General features: G+C 75.5%; 13 protein-coding genes. 1 reads left to right on the top strand and 12 read right to left on the bottom strand.

Translation table 11 applies throughout. From position 1 onward, the window contains the following. The first annotated feature begins 26 nt into the window (after positions 1 to 26). A complete protein-coding gene (locus tag BS72_RS09695) occupies positions 27 to 578 on the top strand; it encodes a hypothetical protein (RefSeq protein ID WP_157856193.1) in 552 nt (183 codons plus the stop codon). Positions 579 to 917: 339 nt separating this feature from the next. On the opposite strand, the gene BS72_RS09690 is transcribed toward BS72_RS09695, so the two are convergent. From BS72_RS09690 to BS72_RS09635, 12 genes are all read right to left on the bottom strand, one after another. Next, positions 918 to 2,303 carry a cytochrome P450 gene (locus tag BS72_RS09690; protein ID WP_051950877.1) on the bottom strand — a complete coding sequence of 462 codons (1,386 nt, stop codon included), beginning with the start codon at positions 2,301 to 2,303 and terminating at the stop codon, positions 918 to 920. Between the two features lie 272 nt (positions 2,304 to 2,575). Next, complete coding sequence (locus BS72_RS37980) at positions 2,576 to 3,190, bottom strand: response regulator transcription factor (RefSeq protein WP_051950876.1); 615 nt, start codon at positions 3,188 to 3,190, stop codon at positions 2,576 to 2,578. Positions 3,191 to 3,737: 547 nt separating this feature from the next. Then, positions 3,738 to 4,712 carry a 4'-phosphopantetheinyl transferase family protein gene (locus BS72_RS32125; protein ID WP_051950875.1) on the bottom strand — a complete coding sequence of 325 codons (975 nt, stop codon included), beginning with the start codon at positions 4,710 to 4,712 and terminating at the stop codon, positions 3,738 to 3,740. Continuing rightward, positions 4,709 to 5,227: a hypothetical protein gene (locus tag BS72_RS09675; protein WP_157856192.1), complete on the bottom strand. Its 519-nt coding sequence runs from the start codon at positions 5,225 to 5,227 to the stop codon at positions 4,709 to 4,711. Before BS72_RS09675 ends, BS72_RS32125 begins: the two co-directional genes overlap by 4 nt. After that, positions 5,128 to 6,279 (bottom strand): condensation domain-containing protein, encoded by a 1,152-nt coding sequence (locus tag BS72_RS36415; protein ID WP_157856191.1) that lies wholly within the window; start codon positions 6,277 to 6,279, stop codon positions 5,128 to 5,130. Before BS72_RS36415 ends, BS72_RS09675 begins: the two co-directional genes overlap by 100 nt. Position 6,280: 1 nt before the next feature. Further along, positions 6,281 to 7,840, bottom strand: coding sequence for an MATE family efflux transporter (locus BS72_RS09665; RefSeq protein WP_051950874.1), 1,560 nt, complete (start codon positions 7,838 to 7,840; stop codon positions 6,281 to 6,283). Next, complete coding sequence (locus BS72_RS09660) at positions 7,837 to 8,988, bottom strand: acyl-CoA dehydrogenase family protein (protein ID WP_051950873.1); 1,152 nt, start codon at positions 8,986 to 8,988, stop codon at positions 7,837 to 7,839. Before BS72_RS09660 ends, BS72_RS09665 begins: the two co-directional genes overlap by 4 nt. Further along, positions 8,985 to 9,779 carry a hypothetical protein gene (locus BS72_RS32120; RefSeq protein ID WP_157856190.1) on the bottom strand — a complete coding sequence of 265 codons (795 nt, stop codon included), beginning with the start codon at positions 9,777 to 9,779 and terminating at the stop codon, positions 8,985 to 8,987. The genes BS72_RS09660 and BS72_RS32120 overlap by 4 nt, the downstream gene beginning before the upstream one ends. Continuing rightward, positions 9,776 to 10,861, bottom strand: a complete 1,086-nt coding sequence (locus BS72_RS32115; RefSeq protein WP_051950871.1) for a hypothetical protein — start codon at positions 10,859 to 10,861, stop codon at positions 9,776 to 9,778. The genes BS72_RS32120 and BS72_RS32115 overlap by 4 nt, the downstream gene beginning before the upstream one ends. 4 nt (positions 10,862 to 10,865) lie before the next feature. Then, positions 10,866 to 11,168: an acyl carrier protein gene (locus BS72_RS09645; RefSeq protein WP_063836013.1), complete on the bottom strand. Its 303-nt coding sequence runs from the start codon at positions 11,166 to 11,168 to the stop codon at positions 10,866 to 10,868. A gap of 58 nt (positions 11,169 to 11,226) precedes the next feature. Next, positions 11,227 to 12,528: a diaminopimelate decarboxylase gene (gene lysA / locus BS72_RS09640; protein ID WP_037908684.1), complete on the bottom strand. Its 1,302-nt coding sequence runs from the start codon at positions 12,526 to 12,528 to the stop codon at positions 11,227 to 11,229. A gap of 23 nt (positions 12,529 to 12,551) precedes the next feature. Continuing rightward, entirely contained in the window at positions 12,552 to 13,964 is a 1,413-nt protein-coding gene (locus BS72_RS09635) for a preATP grasp domain-containing protein (RefSeq protein WP_051950870.1), read from the bottom strand. Positions 13,965 to 14,033 lie beyond the last annotated feature (69 nt).

Raw genomic sequence — 14,033 nt, 5'->3', positions numbered from 1 at the left:
CGCCGACCGACCCGGAGAGCCCCATGATGCCGTCCCTGAGACTGCGCCACCGTTCGCGGCGCTTCCTGCTGGCAGCAGCCGTGATCGCCCTCGTCACGGTGGGCGCGGCCGTCACACTCTGCGTCCTCCTCACCGGCGGTTCCCACGGCACGCGCGTCACCGCCGACAACATCTCCCGCCGCTTCCGGGCCTGTCTGATCACCAGCGACCCCGATCAGCCGGCGGCCCGGGCCAGTTGGGCCGGCCTCCAGGAGGCGGCCCGCACGGACGCGGTCAACTCCCAGCGCATCGTCACTCCTGCGAGCGCCCGCACCGCCAAGGAACTGCTCCCCTACGTCGACAGCCTCGTACAGCGCCAGTGCGGCCTCATCGTCTCCGCCGGCCCGCGGCTGGACCAGGCGATCGCCCAGGCAGCCGAGGCGCAGCCGGCGCAGCGCTTCCTCACCACCGGAAGCCCCGTCGGACTTCCGAACACCACCGCGCTACCCGACCCGACCTCGGCCGACGTGGCCGCCGCCGTACGCGCGGCGTCCCGCCCGCGGAGCGCCCCCGCCCGCTCCCCCGCACACGGCTCCTGAGCGGCGTATCGCCGGCCGCAGGACCCTCGGGGCCTGGGGCACCTGTCTCCTGTGGGGGGTCTGTGCGGGCGCGCGGGGCCGCCGGCCTGGGCACCGGCTGGACGGGTACGCGTCCCTCCGGGAGGGGAACGCCGTGGCAAGGTCGAAGGACGGGCACAGGAAGGCGCGGGAGGCCGCCGAGGAGGCACGCCGACGGAAGGAGAGCGGCGCCGGTGAGGGCGAGGAGACCGTGGACCGCGGGGGACGCCAGGACGAAGTCCCGGCCGGGTCCGCGCCGTTCCGGTGTCCCGACCGTGCGGTGGGCTGGGCGGAGCACCGGAACGGCGGACCGGGCCCCGCTCATGCCTCCGTGGGGCCGGCCTCCAGCAGGACGGGCAGCGCGACGAGTCCGATGACCACGCCCTGCTTCGCCCTGATCTCCTCGGCCGGTACGGCCAGCCGCATGGCCGGGTAGCGCGAGAACAGCGCCCGCAGCGCCACCACCATCTCCAGCCGTGCCAGGTGCTGGCCCACGCACAGGTGGATGCCGTGGCCGAAGGCGAGATGCCCGTGGGCGGGGCGGCGGACGTCCAGCGCGCCCGGCGACTCGTACTGCGCCGGATCGTGGTTCGCGGCCGGGTTGAGCAGGATGAGCCCGTCGCCGGCCCGCAGGGTGCCCAGCCCCTCGATGGACACGTCCTTCGCGGCCACCCTGGGGGTGCCACCGGTCAACGGCATGAAGCGCAGCAGCTCGTCCACTGCCCCCGGCCACAGTTCCGGCTCCCGCAGCAGGATGTCGAGCTGCTCCGGGTGATCCAGCAGGGTGAGCACGGCGATCACCAGGGTGTTCGCGGTCAGGTCCTGACCCGCGAGCACCAGCGCCATGCCGCAGTTGACCGCCTCGGCCCGGTCGAGCACGCCCTCGGCGACCTTCTCGGCGAGGCGGGCGAGCAGACCGGCGGGAGGCGCGGCGGCACTCGCAGCCTCCGGTGCCTGGTCCGGGGCTGCCTGCTTCGGGGCCTGCTTCGGGGCCTGTTCCGGCGCCGAGGGGCTGTCCGCGGCTGGGAGCAGCGCGCCGATCTGCTCGTCCAGAAAACCGGCCACCGCCCTGACCGGACTGAAGTGGCGGAACGTCGCCCGCTGGAAGCGGTCGCGTTCGGCCTCGGGCAGACCGAGCACGTCGGCCAGAACGGTGGAGACGACCGGCCGGGCGAACTCCTCCAGCAGGTCCACCTGCTCGCCTGTGGCGGCCGGGCCCGCCAGCGCCGCCAGCCGCTCCGCCACGACCTGCTCCACCCGCGGCTCCAGCTCGGCGGTGCGGCCGGCGGTGAACGGGCCCATGACCGCGCGCCGCTGGCGCGCGTGGTCGGGCGGGTCGGTGCGCAGCAGCGCCTCCAAGGTCACCGCCCCGGCCTCGCGGAGCTGACTCATCGGCTTCACCGGCAGCGGGTAGTCGCCGCTGCGCCGGTCGACCGAGAGCGCCGGGTGCGCGAGCAGCGTGCGCACCGCCGAGTACCCCGACACGGCCCACACCGGCCGGCCGTCGTAGAGGCGCACCCGGGTCATCGGCCCCTCCTCGCGCAGCGCGTCGTAGCCGGACGGCGGCCGGTAGGGGCACTCGCGGTGAAGGGGCAGCTCCGGCAGCGAGGGCTCCGCGTCGGTGGCCGGCGCGGCGGCGTCGGTGGCCGCAGTGTCGGTGGCCGCGACCTCGGTGGCCGCGGCGTCGGGCATGAGGGTCCGTTCCATGGGCGTGCTCCAGTCTGTGGCGTTGTTGACGTGTCCAGGCGGACGCGACTGATCAGCGACGTGGTCGGGCGGCTCCCCCGCACAGCCCCCGGGTCGGCGCCGGCGGACGGCATGACGGAACCCGGCGCGGCGGGGCCGCGGAGAAGGGATCACACCACGTCAGGGCGTTGGACAGGCAGGCACCGCGCCCCGGCCCGCACGCGTGCGGCGGCCGGCGGGCCGGCGAGCAGAACAAGGGGGTGGAACAGGGGGCCGAGCTGGCGGGACGGCTGTCAGAGGCCGCCGAGCAGCCCCTCCTGGAGCGCCATCGCCACCGCGCGGGTGCGGTTGGGCGCGTCGAGCTTGATCAGCAGCGAGGTGACCAGGCGTTTGGCGCCGTGCTCGGAGATGTTCAGCCGGCGGCCGATCTGCTTGTTGCTCAGGCCGTCGGCGAGGAGCTCCAACGCCTGCTGCTCGCGTGTGGTCAGCAGCCTGGGCCGCCGGGGCGGCACCGCGGCCGCCTGCGCGAGGAGTTGACGGGCCAGCGGCGCCGGCAGTGGCATGCCGCCCACGACCACCTGGCTCAGCGCGGCGGTGAGCGCCACCGCGTCCGTCTCCTGCTGGAGCAGGAACCCGTCCACGGGGGTGCCGTCGAGTCCGACCGGCACCTCCGGTTCGGCCAGCAGCACCAGCACCTTGTCGGGGCCCCGGTCGAGCACCTGCCGCAGGACCCCGGTCCAGCCCCGGTCCGCCGCCGAGAGGATGACGACCCCGCCCGGCGGCCTGCGCGCCCCCGGATCGTCCTCCGGAAGCTCCTCGCCCACCGTGAGCGTGCCCACCACCTGCAGGCCGGCCAGCAGCAGCTCCAGGCCGCCCCGGACCACCGGGTCCCTGATGACCACGGTCACATGGACAGCGTCAGGGCGCGCGGCCCGGGAAAGCTGTCTCTCCGTTTGCACCATTTGCATCGTGCTCCCCCATGCCGGACAGCGTCCGGATTGACGCCTGACGTGTGCTCTGGCTTCACCACATGGCACGTACTCCCGCTCGGGATGGACCAGAGCTGCGGCACATCGGGCGGTGGCCCGTGAGCCGCCCGCCGACCGGAGGCGCGGCGCCGTGATCGCCCGTCGCCGACGCCCGTCCACGAGGGGCCGTTCCTTCCCTGGTCTGGCACGGCCTCAACGGCACGGACCAGCACATATGGGAGCGCTCCCAATCTAGGTTGGGCCATTGGAACCGTCAAGATCGAAAGAGGGGGCCACCGCCGGTAACTTCCCTGACAGGGAGGAGGCTTGGCGATGGATCCGATGCCGTCCACACCGATCCGCCCCATCGGCGCCCGGCGGTGCGACGGCCTGGCGCCGGTCATCCGGCCGCGCCGGCCTCCGCGCCGCCTTCCGCTTGCACGGCGGCCCGGCGCACCGGGGCCTCCCGGTAGTCCTCCCGGCTCTCTCACGGCGACGGGAAGCCCGTCCACGTCCGCACCGACAGCCGGGGCCGGCCCGCGCCCAGGACAGCCACGGCCGCGGTGTAGCCGGCGGGTACGGGCAGGTCGCGCACGCTCCACCGACCCGGCCCCGGTCCGCCGCCCGGGGTGCCCGCGACCGGGCGCCAGCCGTCCGGGGTCGGCGGCTCGCCGACCGGCAGCCGCAACCCGTGCGTCAGCCGCCCGCCGGACGCCTTCACACACGCCTCCTTGCGGGCGAGCAGCCGCAGCAGGATCCCCGACCTGCCGGGACCGGCCGCGGCGACCGCCGCCGCCTCCTCCTCCGGCAGGAACCGGGCGGCCAGCCGCAGCGCCGACGGCACGACCCGCACCGCCTCGACGTCCACCCCCACCTCTCGGCGGGCCACCGCGAACAGCGCCAGGCCGCCGGAGTGGGAGAGGTTGACATGCAGCGCGGCGCCGTCCACGACCGGCACCGGCTTGCCGTTCGGGCCGCGCCGCCACACCACGCGCTCAGGCGGCGTGCCGAGGTACCCGGCCGTGATCATCCGAACCGCCGCGTGGGAGTGGACGTAGCGGCGGCGCGGCTCCCCCGGCGCGGTGCGGGCCGCCCGCGCGCGCTCCTCGGCGTCCAGCCAGTCCGCCGCGCACCAGACCGCGCCGGGCCCCGCGCACCCGCAGGCGCACTGTCCCGGGCCGCCACCGGCGCACCCCGGGTCGGGCCGCCGGGCGCGGTCCGGCGCCGGCTCGTCCGGGGCTGCCCGTTCCGGTGGCGCGGCACGCCGGGTCGCGCCACCGGGCTCCCGGAGCGCGCCGACCGCCGGACGGCGGAGGCCGGAGGCGTCCCGGCGCGACCCCGGCGCGGGCCCCGGCACCCGGACGAGGGCACCCGGTGCGGGGCCGGGGCCGGAGGGCGCGTCGAGCGGGACGCACCACACGTGGACGTGGCCGGCCGGCAGGAGGGTGGGCGGGCCGCTCACCCGAGGGCACCCGCGTCCACGGGTCGCGCCTGCGGCTCCGGCACGGTCGCGGCCTCGGGCTCGGGGTCCGGCCCGGACGGTGAGACGTCCGCGTCGGCGCCGGGGAGGGAGGCCAGCAGGGACGCCACCGGCTCGCCGGGCCGCTCCACCGCCGCCACCAGCAGCGCCTCCACGCCGCTGAGCAGTTCCCGTATCCGCTCGCGCGGCAGCCGGCAGGAGTCCGCCCGCACGGACAGCTCGACCTGCTCGTCGTTCGGTCCCCACGCGCCGACGCGCAGGAAGAACGACAGGTTGTCCCGCTCGGTGCCGGGGCCCTCGCCGGTGGTCGTCCTCGTGGTCGCGGCCCGCACCCCTGCCGCGTCGCAGGACTCGGCGGCGGGACGGGTGGCGCCGCGCACGTCGTTGAAGTAGCACGTCAACTCCAGTTCGGAGCCGCGCTCGACGGCGGCCCGAGCACGCAGCGCGGTGAACTGCTCGCGGTCGCAGCGGCCGTTGCGGTAGGCGCGTACGGACACGCCCCAGGCCGCGCGCACGACGTCGCCGAACGTCGGGCCGGAAAGGTCCACGGTGGCGAGGACGTCCTGGACCAGGTTGCCGACGAAGCCCGCGAGCGCGGGCCCGGTGCGGTTGCCGGAGATGAGGACCAGAGCGGCGCGGTCGGTGCCTCCGTTCCGGCCGAGCAGCAGTGCCGTGGCGGCCAGCAGCACGACGGAGCTGCTGGCACCGTGCCGCAGCGCCAGCGCGTCGGCGGCCAGCGCGACGGCCCGCGAGCGCAGCCACAGGGCCGGGTAGCGGGGGACTCCGGCGGCAGCGGCGGCCCGGGGAAGACGGTGGGCGGCATGGCGGCCAGCTCGCCGCGCCAGTGCTCCAGGGCCTTGTCGAGCATCCGCTGTCCGGAGGGGGACCCCTCCTCCTCGGCCAGCTCCACCGGCTGGAGGCCGGGGGCCGGGAGGCCGGCCGCCGCGGCACGGACGCCCTCGGCGGAGCCGGCCACGCGCAGCAGTTGTTCCAGGTCCCGCCGCACCACGCGGAGGCTGCCGTTGTCGGCGGCGAGGTGCGACAGGCACAGGCCGACCACCACGATCGCCCCGTCCACCACGCCGACCGTCGCCCGCACCGGCCACTCCCGCGCGTGGTCGAAGCGGTGCGAGGTGACCTCGGCGTCCATCCGGCCGGCAACCTCGGCAAGGTCGTCGCGGTCCGTGTACGCCTCGACGACGTCGACGGCCAGGCTCCCCTCCGCCTCCACCGTCTGTGTCAGAGCCCCCCGGCCGGCGGTCGGCGCTCCGGAGTCCGCCGGCCCCGCGTCGGACGGCGCCGGGGCCTGCGCTTGCTGGAAGAGCGTGCGCAGCGAGTCGTGCCGGGCCACGGTGGCGGTGAGGGCGGCGAACACCCCCTCCCGGGACGCCCCCGGTGGCACGTCCACGAAGAGCGTCGAGTTGTAGAAGGACGTGTCCGGCATCATGTACTCGATGTCGGTCCAGATGCTGCGCTGGCCCCAGGTGGCCGGTGCGGTGGCGGACCGGCCGCCTCGGACCGGCAGGTGGTGCCGTGTCGTCTCCGCCACGTCAGTCGTCTCCTTCGGATCGGAATGCGGTGGCCGCGCGCCCCGGCCGGACGCCTTCGGCGTGCAGGAGCGGCTCGGGGGCCGGCGCGACGGCGGAGCCGTCCTCGGCGCGGCGCGGCGGGGCAGCGGCCGGTCCGGCTGCCGCGGGTGACGGGGCGGCGGGTTCCGCCGCGCGGAACCCGGTGGCCGGTTCCGCCCCTGGTGGCGGGGCGGCCGCTGTGGACGCGGCCCGGGCGCGGCGGACGAAGCCCAGCGCGACGGGGACGACCGCCACGCCCAGGATGTTGGCGACCGCGACGGTCCGGTACAGGTCGACGATCTGGCCGGCCTGCCGGGCCCAGACGGCACCCACCGCGCAGGTGCCGGCGAAGTACACCACGTTGAGCGTCGCGGCCAGCGGGCCGCCGCCGATCTGCTCCAGCGCGGTCAGCGCGGCCAGCACCACGCCCATCACCAGGTAGGTGGGGGCGACCAGCCCGAGGTAGCGCTCGGCCTGGTGGGCGACCGCGGGGTCGCCGGTGACCAGGCCGGCCAGGCTGTCGCGGCCGAGCCAGCACCCGGCCGCCAGCACCACGTAGACCACCGCGGCCAGGCCCAGCCCGGCGCGGACCACCGGCTCCGCCCGGTCCTCCCGGCCCTGGCCCCGGTAGTGGTTGACGGTGATCGCGGTGGCCGAGCCGATGGCGATACCGGGCACGATCACCATCGTCTGCATCGTGTAGGCCACGGCGAAGCCGGACACCACCGTGCTGCCGTAGCCGCTGGCCACCCAGGTCATCACCGAGCTGCTGACGAAGATCACCAGGAACGACGCCGCCACCGGCCCGCCGACCTGTGTCACGAGTCCGCGCACCTCGGGCCGCGGCGGCCTGGTGCCCCTCCTGGACCTGCCCGGGGTGAGACCGGCACGGCGCATGACGGCCAGGCCGACCGCGGTGCCCAGCAGCCCGGAGCCGGCCACCGCGCACGGCACCGACCACATGCCCCAGCCGACGGCGCCCGGCAGCCCGAGCACCGCGACGCCGGCGACCTCGGCCGTCGCCGAACCGAGCAGCACCAGCACCGACGCGCGCGCCCGGCCGGCGCCGCGCAGCACGGACGAGCACACCACCGGGCCGACCGACGCCAGGCTCGCCAGGCACACCCAGCGCACGAACCACTCGAAGTCGCCGCGCACGGACGGGCGTACGGACAGCGCGTCGGCCAGCAGCGGGGCGGCGAGCGCGAGCGCCACGGCCGCGACGGCGCTGGCCGCGACGCCGACCCGGGCCATGGAGACCGCGATCCCCCACGGCCCCGCGACGGGCCCCGTTTCCCGCCCTTCCTGGCCGCCGGGCGGCCCGCCGGCCAGGCGGGCGGCGGCGACCTGGGCGCTGACCCCGACTCCCGCCTGCACCGCGAGGAAGACGAAGAGCACCGGGGCGAAGAGCGAGCGCACGTACAGTGCCTCCGCGCCCATCGCGCTCATCAGGCCGACCACGACCTGCGGGACCGCGACGCCGACGATCTCGGCGAGGGTGATGGGAGCGGCGAGGGCGCCCACCTTCCGCCACTCGCTCACCCTTCCAGCCTCCCGCCCGCCACGGCCTGCCCGAGGTTCAGCCGCTGGATGTTGCTCGTACCCTCCATGAACTCCACACCTCTGGCGTCCCGCACCAGCTTGTCCAGCAGCGGGTGGTCGAACAGGGCTCCGGGACCGAGGAGTTCGGTCACCCTGAGGGTGGCCTGCTCGGCCAGCTGAGCCGCCCGGGCCTTGGCCGCCGAGGCGTACACGCCCCTGTGCGGGTCGCGGTCCACCGACAGGGCCGCCGCCCAGACCAGTTGGCGGGTGGCGTCCACCTCCCGCCCGATCCGCTCCAGTTCGGCGCGACCCGCGGCGTCGAGGGACTCCCGGTGGGCCGTTCCGTACTCCTGCGCGGCCCGGGCGATTCCCAGCGCCAACGCCGCTACCCCCGGTCGGAACTGATGGAACGTCAGCATTGCTCCGCGCATGCCCCGGGCGCTGACCGGCAGGTGGCGGCCGAGCACCCGCTCGGGGGCGATCTCGACCCCGTCCAACCGGATCGCGCTGATCCGCGCCCCGCGCAGGCCGATCATCGGCAGCGGCTCGGCGTGGAAGCCCTCCTGCGAGGAGTCCACCAGCACGGCGGCCACCCCCAGCGGCCCCTTCCCGGTTCGGGCGAAGACCGTACCGATCCCGGCCCGTGCCGCGTTGCCGGCGTACCGCTTCTCACCGTCGAGCCGGAGGCCGCCGGGCACCGCCGTCAGCGAGGTCTGCAGGGCGGTGGCGTCCGACCCGTGGCCCGGCTCGGTCAGGCCGAAGAAGGTCCACGTGGGCTCCTCGACGATCCGGCCGAAGAACCACTTCTGCTGCTCGGGGTCGCCGAGCAGGCCGACGAGGACTCCGGACAGCGACGCCCCGGGCGAGGCGAGGAACATGCCCGGGTCCCCGCAGGCCAGCTCCTCCGCGACGATCGCCCGCTCCAGGGCCGTGGTGCCGTAGTAGGCGTGCGGGCCGATCAGCAGCGGGTCGGGCTGGTGCTCGGCGGGCACCATCATGCGGGAGACGTAGCGCACCGCGCGCAGGTGGAGCATGCGCCGGACCAGCTCCGGATCGGCGTCCAGCTCCAGTGCGTGCGGCCTCAGTTCGTCCGCCCAGTCGCGGGCCTCGGCGCGCAGCCTGAGCAGCCGCTCGTCCAGCTCGATCACCGGTTCCCGCCTTCCAGACACATCGACGCCAGCAGCTCGGACAGATGGGCCCGCTGTCCGGGGCCGTCCGAGAGGAAGCCGCTCGCCCCGAACAGCCGCAGCAGTTCGCGGTCGGCCCGGGTGATGCGGTGGTGGACGTGGTCCAGCCCGGGGAACCCGGTGGGTCTCACCTGTCCGGGCTCCACGGCCGGGGGTGCGTCCGCCGGGCCGGACGCCGCCTCGGCACCGCCGGGTGCGGCCCCGGCGCCCGAGAGGGGCGCGACGTCCAGCAGGACCGCGGCCTCCAGGTGGGCCGCTGCCGCGTCGGCCAGTGCGGCGAGCACCAACTGCATGCGCACCAGCGGCGTACCACCGGAGGTGCGTGCGCTGAGGTGGGCGACGGCCTGGTCGCGCAGCCACTCCGAGACCCCCAGCCGCAGTCGGGCGACGCCCAGCAGCCAGTCGGCTCCGGCCGGGGCCGGTTCGACGTCCGGGGGGGCGGCGAGAAGCGTCCAGCGGGCGCCCGCGCACTCCAAAGACCTCAGGACGCGGGCGCCGGCCGGGTCTTCCGGGGCCTGCTCCGCCGAGGTCCGTGCGGCCGTCGCAGGACGGGCCTCCAGGGCGTGGCCGGAGGGGCCGTAGACCGGTCCGGTCGCACCGGCGGCGGCGCGCAGCGCCTCCCAACCCTCGACGAGAGCGCCGCGCCGAGCGGACTCCCGGGGGCCTTCGGGCCGCGCCCCCGCGTCCGCATCCCCCGCGGACGCGACGGCGGCCGGGCGGTGCGGCGCGGCGGCCGGGGTCATCGGTGTCATGCTCCCTCCCAGCGGATCGCGGCCGCGCTGAGCTGGCGCAGCGACGGGTCGTACTCGGCGAGGACGAAGGTGACCGCCGCACCGTCCGAGCCGTCGTGGTCGGTGACCAGCCGGTGCAGCGTCGTCCAGACGGAGGTGCACAGGCCGTCCGGATCACCGCGCTCGACCCGTTCCGCGGGGGCCTCGGGCACCCCCTGGCCGAGCACCAGCGTCACCGGGCCGCCGAACCGCCCGCGGACCGAGTCCAGGTAGCCCGTGAGGGCGCCCGCCATCTGGTCCGGGCCGACGTCCGGCCACTGCTGGAGGGCCAGGCCCCCGCCGTGCCCTGCGGGGTCGGCGCCCGTGCCGGACGCCGCCCGCTCGGTGCCGGAGCCGGCCTGGCCGTCCGCGCCGCCGGCGCGGTCGGCGGCGTCAGCGCTGTCGTCGTAGTCCAGCACGAGGCCCACGGCGAGGTCGCGTATCGGCAGCCGGGTGCCGTCGGGCACCGGCCAGGGCACGGCGCTCTGGTCGAGCACGACCACCAGCGCGCGGCCGCGGTCGGCGTCGCGCAGGTACTCGCCCGCCACCCGCACCGCGAGGAACGGCGCGCCCACTCCCTGGTCGGAGAGGCAGAAGGCCAGCGGGCGGCCCGGGTCGGAGTCGACCAGGTAGCAGGCCGCCGAGGCGCGCGGGTCGATGTCGGGCGTGGCGTGCGCGAGCACGATCTGCCCGATGCCGCTCCCGCGCCGCCGGCGGACCGGGCCGGCCGCGGCGGGGTCCGGAGCGGCAGGGCCGTCCGGGGGAACCGCGTCCGGCGCCGCCTCGGCGCCGGCGTCGGCCAGCACCTCGACGGCCATGGCGGCGAAGGAGCTGACGGGGCGCCCGGCCAGCTCCGTCGCGCCCCGGGCCGCGTCGGGCGCGCCGTACGCGCCCGTCACGTCGGACAGGTAGCGGCTGATCCCGTCGTCGTCGAGCGGGCGGGTCCCGTCGAACTGCCTGGAGATGACCGCCGCGAGCCGCAGCGGCAGGCGGTGCGGAGGGCGGGTCGGACCGAGACCGGGACCGGGACCGGGTCCGCGTCCTGGGGGTGGTAGAAGATGCACCGCGCTACCCGCTGACCTGAGCGGACAGGTAGCCGGCCAGGCTGCTGACCGTCTCGAAGTGCTCCTGCTCCAGCGAGTCGGAGTCGAACTCGCAGCCCAGCTCGGTCTCCAGCTCCAGCAGGAGTTCCAGCACGCTGGTGGAGTCCAGGCCCAGGTCGTCGAAGAGGCGGGTGTCGGGGGTGATCTCGGCCGGGTCGCGTTTCAGGACGCGGGCCAGGGCCGCGGTCACGCTGCCGATCACGTCCACCTCGACGGTGGCCGGGTCGCCGGTACCGGCCGCCGCGGTGGTGGTGCTGCTGTCCGTCATGGTGCCTTCTCCTTGGTGTCGTGGTACTGCCGGTGTCCTGGGCGGACGGATGGGGGCGCTACTCGCCACGGTCGGCCGCGACGGGGGCGGACCGCAGTTCCTGGTGCACGGGCTGGCGGCCCAGCAGGTCCTCGACCCCGTCGCGTTCGCGGACCAGGTAGTCGCGGCCGCGGTGCACCAGCACCTCGGCCGGGTAGCCGTGGCTGAGGAAGTGCACCGGTGAGGCGGTGGGCCCGTAGGCGCCCGAGCGCAGGACGCCGACGAGGTCGCCGGGGCGCAGCTCGGGCAGGGCGAGGTTCTTGCCGAGGGTGTCGTTGGGGGTGCACAGCGGGCCGGTGACCTGCCAGGTGCCCTCGGGCACCGCGTCGGGCCGGCTCAGCAGCGCCATCGGGAAGTTCCGCTTGACGAACGAGCCGACGCCCACCGCGGCCATGTGGTGGTTGGTACCGCCGTCGGCGATGGCGAAGTTCTCACCCATCGACGTCTTCGTGTACTCGACCCGGGTGACGTAGGTGCCGGCCGGGGCGGTCAGGTAGCGGCCCAGCTCCATGATCAGCCGGGTTTCGGGGTGGCGCTGGTGGAAGTCCGCCAGCACCGGGTTGAGGGCGTCGGTGAGCTCCGCCGGGTCGAGGTCGTGCTCGCCCTCGAAGTAGGCGACGCCGAGTCCGCCGCCGATGTCGACCAGGTCCAGGTCGATGCCGAGGACCGCGGAGAGCCGCTCGGCCAGGTCCAGGATGCGGGTGGTGTTCTCCACCACGACCTGCGGGTCGAGGATGCGGGTGCCGAGGTAGGCGTGCACGCCCGTCAACCGTACGTGCGGGTGGCGTCCGGCCAGGTCGGGGTCCTGGAGCAACTGCGCCTCGTCGATGCCGAACTGGCGGGGCTTGCCGCCCATCCGCAGGCCGGCACCACGGGCCTGGAAGTCCGGGTTGACGCGCAGCATGACCGGCGCGGTGACGCCCCGCTCGCGGGCCAGCTCGTCGATGACGGCCAGCTCGCCGGGCGACTCGCACACGATGGCGCGGATGCCCTCGTCCAGGCACGCCGCGAGTTCGGCGCGGGACTTGCCGGGGCCCAGGAAGATGACGTCCTCGGCGGGCACCCCGGCCCGCAGCGCCGTCACCAGCTCCGCCAGGGAGGAGACCTCGGCGCGGGCGCCCAGGCCGCGCAGCACCGTGCACACCGACAGGTTCGGATTGGCCTTCAGGGAGAAGAACATCTCCACCGCCGGGTGCAGCCGATCCCGCAGCCCCCTGTACTGCTGCTCCAGCGCGTCGCCGTCGTAGACGTACAGCGGGGTGCCGTAGCGCTCCGCCAGCTCCTGGACCGCGATGCCCTGCACGCGGAACCCCTCGCTCATTGCGTTCCCCTCCTGTGTTCGCGTCATTTCGCCGGGTCTTCCGGCGTGGCACCCGAAGCGGTGCCGGGGGCCTGGGTGCCCGTCAGGTCGGCCAGGACGGCGATGACCCGCGCGTCCAGGGCGTCGGCCTCCTCGGGGGTGGGCGCGGCGAGGAAGCCGTGCAGTCTTCCCTCGTATCCCCGGCCCGTGGCGGCCGAGGCGGCGGCGTTGACGGTGGCGAAGTTGTTGACCACCATTCCCGCCTGGCCGGGGCGCTCCAGCAGCAGTCCCGCCATGGCCCGGCGCAGGTCCTTGAAGGCCAGGGGCGCGGTGAGGCGCAGCGGGTACTGCCGGGCCAGCGCCGTCCATCCCTCGGGGACGGCCAGCTCCTGGAGCGGCACCTGGTACGTCGACATGTTGTTGCGGGCGTTGATCTCCACCAGCGGGAAGAGCCCCTCGTCGGCGCCGACCATGGCGTCCACGCCGACCACGCCCGCGTAGCCGTCGGCGGCCAGCGCCGTTCCGATCGACCGGGCCGCCTCCCGCACGGCCTCCTCCTGGGCGGCGCTGATCCGGGCCGGCATCCGGTGGCCCTTGTGGACCCCGTCGACGGTCAGTGCCTCCTTGACGAAGTCGAACCGGACGCCGCCGTCACGGCCCACGGTGAACTGGTAGTTGAGGTCGCACCGCTTGGCCACCCACTGCTCGACGAGGAGGCCGGCGCGGTCGTCCCCGTCGCGTTCGGCGCGGCGCCGCACGGCCCGGTCCAGCTGCTCCAGCCGCCGCTGGTCCTCGACGACGACGATGCCCTTGCCGGAGACCCCGTAGGCGTCCTTGACGCCCACCCGCTCACCGGCCGCCAACAGCCGCGTGGCGCCCTCGACGGCCTGTCCCCACTCCTCGATCGTGGCGCAGGCGAAGCCGGCGGGCTGCCGCAGGCCCAGCCGGTCGGCCAGCCGCCGGCTGTAGACCTTGCTGTTGACGGCCTTGCACACCGCGGCCGGGCTGCCGGCCGGGCGCAGGCCGGTGCGCCGGGCCAGCTCCTCCTCCAGCTCCGACCATCCGTGCACGGCGAGGTAGGCGCCCTCGGCGGCGAGGGCGCGCAGCCGCTCCAGCAGCGCCGGGTCGGCGAGCACGTCCCGGGTGACGGTGCGGCCGGGCTCCTGCTCCGCGGGGTTGTGCACCGTCGGCAGGTCGACACCGAGGTCGGCGAGGTAGGCGAGGTAGTCGGCGTCGGGCGCGGACTTGGTGACCACGTGGTCGCCGGCGCAGCCGACGAGCAGCGCGAACTCGTCCATGCGGTGGGCGATCGAGTTGCCCGAGGAGAAGGACATCCTGGGCAGGCCGGGTTCGCCCTGCCCCCAGACGTCCTCCACCTCGAAGTTGCCGAGCAGGACGAAGACCGCGTCCGGATCGCCTACCAGGGCCTGTTTCACAGCGCGCGGGAAGCTGGGCATCCCGTTGACTCCTTCGTCTCGTCCATCGTGTTCGGTACGGTCGGTGCGGTCGGCGGCCGGGGCCGGGTG

The organism is Actinacidiphila yeochonensis CN732 (assembly GCF_000745345.1).
GTDB lineage: Bacteria > Actinomycetota > Actinomycetes > Streptomycetales > Streptomycetaceae > Actinacidiphila > Actinacidiphila yeochonensis.
This window is presented reverse-complemented; position numbering and strand designations above follow the sequence as displayed.

What these genes read in the sequence shown, in the direction of transcription:
- BS72_RS09645 (WP_063836013.1), bottom strand. Translation starts at nt 11,168, where the DNA reads ATGACGGACAGCAGCACCACCACCGCGGCGGCCGGTACCGGCGACCCG.
- BS72_RS32120 (WP_157856190.1), bottom strand. Translation starts at nt 9,779, where the DNA reads ATGACACCGATGACCCCGGCCGCCGCGCCGCACCGCCCGGCCGCCGTC.
- BS72_RS09635 (WP_051950870.1), bottom strand. Translation starts at nt 13,964, where the DNA reads ATGCCCAGCTTCCCGCGCGCTGTGAAACAGGCCCTGGTAGGCGATCCG.
- BS72_RS09695 (WP_157856193.1), top strand. Translation starts at nt 27, where the DNA reads ATGCCGTCCCTGAGACTGCGCCACCGTTCGCGGCGCTTCCTGCTGGCA.
- lysA (WP_037908684.1), bottom strand. Translation starts at nt 12,528, where the DNA reads ATGAGCGAGGGGTTCCGCGTGCAGGGCATCGCGGTCCAGGAGCTGGCG.
- BS72_RS09690 (WP_051950877.1), bottom strand. Translation starts at nt 2,303, where the DNA reads ATGGAACGGACCCTCATGCCCGACGCCGCGGCCACCGAGGTCGCGGCC.